At 65.7% G+C, this 4,787-nt stretch carries 5 protein-coding genes and 1 pseudogene; 2 read left to right on the forward strand and 4 right to left on the reverse strand.

Features of this window, described 5'->3' with window-relative positions:
- Positions 1-197, reverse strand: a pseudogene (locus EN781_RS26245) (MarR family transcriptional regulator); the annotation flags it as partial.
- Positions 198-389: 192 nt separating this feature from the next.
- Here EN781_RS26245 and EN781_RS26250 point away from each other — a divergent pair.
- On the forward strand, positions 390-1,184 hold the full coding sequence (locus tag EN781_RS26250; RefSeq protein WP_126058771.1) for an SDR family oxidoreductase: 795 nt from the start codon (positions 390-392) through the stop codon (positions 1,182-1,184).
- 11 nt (positions 1,185-1,195) lie between these two features.
- Here EN781_RS26250 and EN781_RS26255 read toward each other — a convergent pair whose 3' ends face one another.
- Positions 1,196-1,795, reverse strand: coding sequence for a LysE family translocator (locus EN781_RS26255; RefSeq protein ID WP_126058772.1), 600 nt, complete (start codon positions 1,793-1,795; stop codon positions 1,196-1,198).
- A 96-nt stretch (positions 1,796-1,891) separates the two neighbouring features.
- Between EN781_RS26255 and EN781_RS26260 the strand changes: the two genes are divergently transcribed.
- Positions 1,892-2,761 carry a LysR substrate-binding domain-containing protein gene (locus EN781_RS26260; RefSeq protein WP_126058773.1) on the forward strand — a complete coding sequence of 290 codons (870 nt, stop codon included), beginning with the start codon at positions 1,892-1,894 and terminating at the stop codon, positions 2,759-2,761.
- Between the two features lie 234 nt (positions 2,762-2,995).
- Here the strand turns inward: EN781_RS26260 and EN781_RS26265 are convergent, their stop codons facing one another.
- A complete protein-coding gene (locus EN781_RS26265) occupies positions 2,996-3,646 on the reverse strand; it encodes a dihydrofolate reductase family protein (RefSeq protein WP_126058774.1) in 651 nt (216 codons plus the stop codon).
- A 95-nt stretch (positions 3,647-3,741) separates the two neighbouring features.
- Positions 3,742-4,593, reverse strand: coding sequence for a protein-L-isoaspartate O-methyltransferase (locus EN781_RS26270; protein WP_126058775.1), 852 nt, complete (start codon positions 4,591-4,593; stop codon positions 3,742-3,744).
- Between the last annotated feature and the right edge of the window lie 194 nt (positions 4,594-4,787).

The following is a 4,787-nucleotide window of genomic DNA, read 5'->3' on the forward strand; positions in this document are numbered from 1 at the left end:
TCCATGATCAGCGCCTCGGCGATGGTGCCCATCGCCGGCTCGCTGCCGACATGGATCTGAAAGAGCAGGCCGAACTGCGTGCCCTTCAAGCCCGATGGCGCCAGAGCGTCATCGTAGAAGCGCCCCAGCCTGCGCGCGGCGCGCCGCAGCGTCGCGTTGTTGCAGCGGCTAAATCCTGGCTTCCGAACTCCGGTCATGTTCGCTCCTTGCCGGCGAAAAGCTGCGCCGGCCAGCCGCAGAAATAGTTTTCGCCGCCGCCGTTGACAAGATAGTGGCATATACCTACTTCGGTGAAAGTGGCATATGCCACTAATATTAAATCGGACATGTCGGCGAATGGCGTGATCGTCGTCGCCGAACCAGAGCGACACGAACAAGGGAACAGGACAATGAGCACGAAGGACAACAAGGGCACGGCCGTGATCACCGGCGCCTCGTCGGGCATCGGCGCGGTCTATGCCGACCGGCTGGCCGGGCAGGGTTACGACCTGGTGCTGGTGGCGCGGCGCGCCGACCGGCTGCAGGAGGTTGCGGACAGGCTGGCCTATGCCTATGGCCGCAAGGTTAAGACGATTGTCGCCGATCTCGCCGGCGACAGCGACCTGCGCCGGGTCGAGCAGGCGATCGCGGCCGACGAGAGCGTGACGCTGCTGGTCAACAATGCCGGCATGGGTGGGCTGCAAGTGATCGCCGAGGCCGATGCGGACTCCGCCGAGCGCATGATCAAGGTCAATGTCATCGCCTTGACGCGTTTGACCCGCGCGGTGCTGCCGGGCCTGCTTGCGCGCAACCGAGGCGCCATCGTCAACATCGCCTCGGTGGTCGCCTACGGCATCGCCGTCGGTGGCATCTACAGCGGCACCAAGGCCTATGTCGTCAACTTCACTGAAGCGTTGCAGAGCGAAGTCGCCGGCACCGAGGTGAGGGCACAGGTCGTGCTGCCCGGACCGATCCGCACCGAGTTCTGGGACGTGTCCGGGATCAGCCTCGACAGGATCAACCAGGACTGGGTGATGACGGCCGACGATCTGGTCGACGCGGCACTTGCCGGTTTTGCCCAGGGCGAGACCGTTACCGCGCCAGGCCTTGCCGACCCGGCCGGCTTGGATACATATCTCGGCGCCAGGGACCATTTCTACGGCAGCCTGTTCGCCGGCAAGCCGGCGGCACGCTACGCCGTATAGTCCCCCTGCCGCTAGGTTGGCCGCCACATCTGCAGGATCGAGGCGGCCAGCAGCAGGCCAAGCGCAATGTTGAGCGCGCGCCACTGCCGCTCGGTCTTGAGCAGCCTCGCGAGCAGCGTGCCGGCCACGCACCACAGCGACAACGAGAAGGCCGCGGCAAGCCCGAACACCGCGCCGAGCAGCAGGGCGAGCCGCAAGGGTCCGTCGGCAAGCGCTGCGAAGGATGCGGCGGCGCCCAGCCCCATCGCCCAGCCCTTCGGGTTCATCCACTGAATGCCGGCGCCGCCGAAAAAGCTGTTCGGCCTGGCCATGGACACGTCGAGGTTCGGCGGGCCGCTGCGGCCGATCTTGACCGCCAGCCAGATCAGATAGAGCGAGCCCGCGATCTTCATCGCCAGTTGCAGGGACGGGACGGCGGCGAGCAGGCCGGCGAGCCCGGCGGCACCCGCGGCCGCCACAGTAGCCAGGCCGGCGGCGCTGCCGGCCATCAGCGGCACGGATCGGCGAAAGCCGAACTGCGCGCCGGAGGCCGTCGACAGGGTCGTGGCAATGCCCGGCGTCGAGGTGGAGATGAGAGCGAACAGGGCGAGTGGAAGGATGGTTTTGAACATGCAGGCTCCTTTCGCGGGAACCTGCATGCTAAAGCGCGCTTCGCATCAGTAAATGCAATGTTTGATATGATTTGCATTAACATCTATAATGCCAAAATGATCCGCAATCTCGACACCGCGTTGATCCGAACCTTCGTCACCGTCACCGACAGGGCCAGCATGACGGCGGCGGCCAATGCGCTGAACCTGACGCAAGGCGCCGTCAGCCAGCAGATCAAGCGGCTGGAGGACGTTCTCGACTGCAGCCTGTTCGAGCGCGACCGGCGCGGCTTGCGGCTGACCAGGGCAGGCGAGCGGCTGTTCGGCAAGGGCAGGCGCCTGCTCTCGCTCAATGACGAGATCTGGGCCGAGATTGCCGGCAGCGCGGTTGCGGGGAAGGTCAGGCTCGGCGTGGCCTACGATCTTGTCGGCACCTTGCTCGCGCCGGTGCTCAAGGCCTATGCCGATACCTATCCGCAGGTCGAGATTTCGCTCCATTGCGCCGCCTCGCCGGAGCTTGCGGCGGCGCTCGCGGCCGGCATGATCGATCTCGCCGTCATCGAGGAACGGGTCGGTCCGTCCGCCGGCGAATGCCTGGCGGTCGACCGGCTGGTCTGGGTCGGCGCCAGGGGCGGCGCCGCGCACCGCAAGCGCCCGTTGCCGGTGTCGATGGTCGCCGACACATGCGCCTTCCGCCCGGCGGTGCTTTCAGCGCTCAGCGAGCAGGGGCTGGAATGGCGCACGGTGTTCGAGAACGGCAACATCGACGCGACGACGGCAACGGTGCGGGCGGACCTTGCAGTCACCACCTGGCTGGCATCGACCGTGCCGGCGGACCTCGACATCCTGCCTTCTGGCCCTGACCTTCCGGCGCTGCCGAATTTCGCTATCAACCTGCATCTGCCGAAATACGGCACCGAGCCCGCTGCGCGAGAGTTTGCGCGACACATCCGCGACGGGCTGGCGCGGCGGCAGGTGGCGGCTTGAGACCTGGAAGAACTTGGGTTCCTCTCCCACGTCGATCGGGGAGAGGTGTCGAGCGAAGCTCGACGGAGCGGGGTCGACCTGGCTCGAGCGTTGTTGCTTCAAGCCGAGGCGATGCTTCGCCCTGATTGAGGCCCGTGGCGAGTTGTCAGCGGCGGTGCATTTGAGGACCGACTTCCCCCGCACCGTAGCTGCTCCGCAGCGCCACCTCTCCCGCTCCGGAGGGAGGCCGCCCCGCTACTTCCAGTTCATGCGCCGCTCGAGCTCGGCGTCGGACGGCTTGTCCTGCGCGAATGATCCGGTCCTAATCTCGCCGCCCCGCTCGTAGGTCGCCATGATGACGCCGGTGGTGGTGGCCTGCGACTTGGTGAGCTTGAAGGCGGCCGGCATCGCGCCGTCGTCGAACAGCCGCTTGCCCTTGCCCAGCAACAGCGGGAAGATCATCAACCTGATCTCGTCGATCAGCCCGTGGGCAAGCAGGGTCTGGATCAGACTGCCCGATCCCTGGATGAGCAGGTCAGGTCCGTCGTCCTGCTTGAGGCGGCGCAACGTCGCGACGATATCTTCCCCAAGCCATTGCGTGTTCTGCCAGGTGAGCGAATCCGGCCGATGCGTCGCCACATATTTGGTCGCAGGGTTGAAGGCATCCGCGATCGAATCCTTCTGATACGGCCAGTAGGCGGCGAAGATGTCGTAGGTTCTGCGGCCGAGCAGCAGGGCGAACGGCTTGGAGAACAGTTCATCCAGGGCCGCGCCCGCCACCTCGTCGAAGTAATGGAACGTCCAGCCGCCGAACTTGAAGCCGCCGACCGGGTCCTCCTCCGGACCGCCGGGCGCCTGCATGACGCCGTCGAGGCTGACGAACGTGGCGGCGATGATCTTCCTCATTGGAACTCTCCCTTTTCGTGGTCCGCGCCGTCGGGCCGGATTTCGGCCTTAGGACGCATGGACAGGCGACGGCTCGACAGCGGCCGCAAAAATATCTACCGCAGCGCGCTCATCCCCCTGCCGCGGCCGACGCCGTGCGACGAGAACCAAACCTCGCCGATGATTGCCGTGGCAGTGCGGTCCGGCGCCTTGTCGCTGATCAGCCAGATCGAACGGCTGCGCGCCGCCTTCTCGCGATCGGGGATTTTCGCAGAGGGGTCCGGGGTCGATGCGCCGACGCAAGGGATAAACCACGAGCCCATGAACGGTTGGCAGGCGAAGCCGAATTCCGTGCTGGTCACCAGCACGGCCAGCGCAACGCGTTCGGCGGGACGCCATGGGAAGACCATGCGGCCTCCCGGCTTCAGCGCCTTCAGCCAGGCGGCCGGAGGCGCTGCCACGCCGGCATTGACATAGATGATGTCGGACGCAGGCAGCGGGCTAGTGACGGCATTGCCATGGATGACGGCCACATTCTCATAGGCCGTGAGGTTCTGCTCGGCGCTGGCGGCAAGTGCTGCGTCAAGCTCGAAGGCGGTGACCGGGCCGGGCGCGACCAGCTTCGCCAGCAGCGCCGTGTAGTAGCCAGTGCCGGCGCCGATATGGGTGACGGCCTCGCCTGGCCTGGGCGCGATCCGGCCGAACCACATTGCGTGCAGGCAGGGTTCGCCATTGTTGATGCCCTTGTCGGCGTCGAGCGTCACCAGCACGTTCTGGTAGATGTGGGCGGGATCGGCGCTCGGCGTCTTAACCCTGCCGTCGCCGGCGATGATGGTCCACGGTCCGGGACCAAGGAAGGCCTCGCGCGGAACGGTGGCGAAAGCTTCCCCGAGGCGCGGATCAGCCGAGCCGGCATGAGCGGCCATCAGTCGGGCGTAGAATTCGCGGGCCTCAGCGGTTCCGGTCATAATGGCTAAAGAAGATAGCGCGGCCCGCGATTTTGTCGCGGTGCCGCGCGTTCAATGCGTGTCACGCCAGGAGGGAATTAAGCGACAGGGTTTGAGTTTCCTGCTTCATGCATGCCGTTGTCCCAAAACCGCAGCGCACTTTTGGGCGACATGCATTGTTCTCAGCCGAAGCCGGCGATGGTGTCGTAGAGCAG

Source organism: Mesorhizobium sp. M4A.F.Ca.ET.090.04.2.1, assembly GCF_003999085.1.
Lineage (GTDB): Bacteria > Pseudomonadota > Alphaproteobacteria > Rhizobiales > Rhizobiaceae > Mesorhizobium.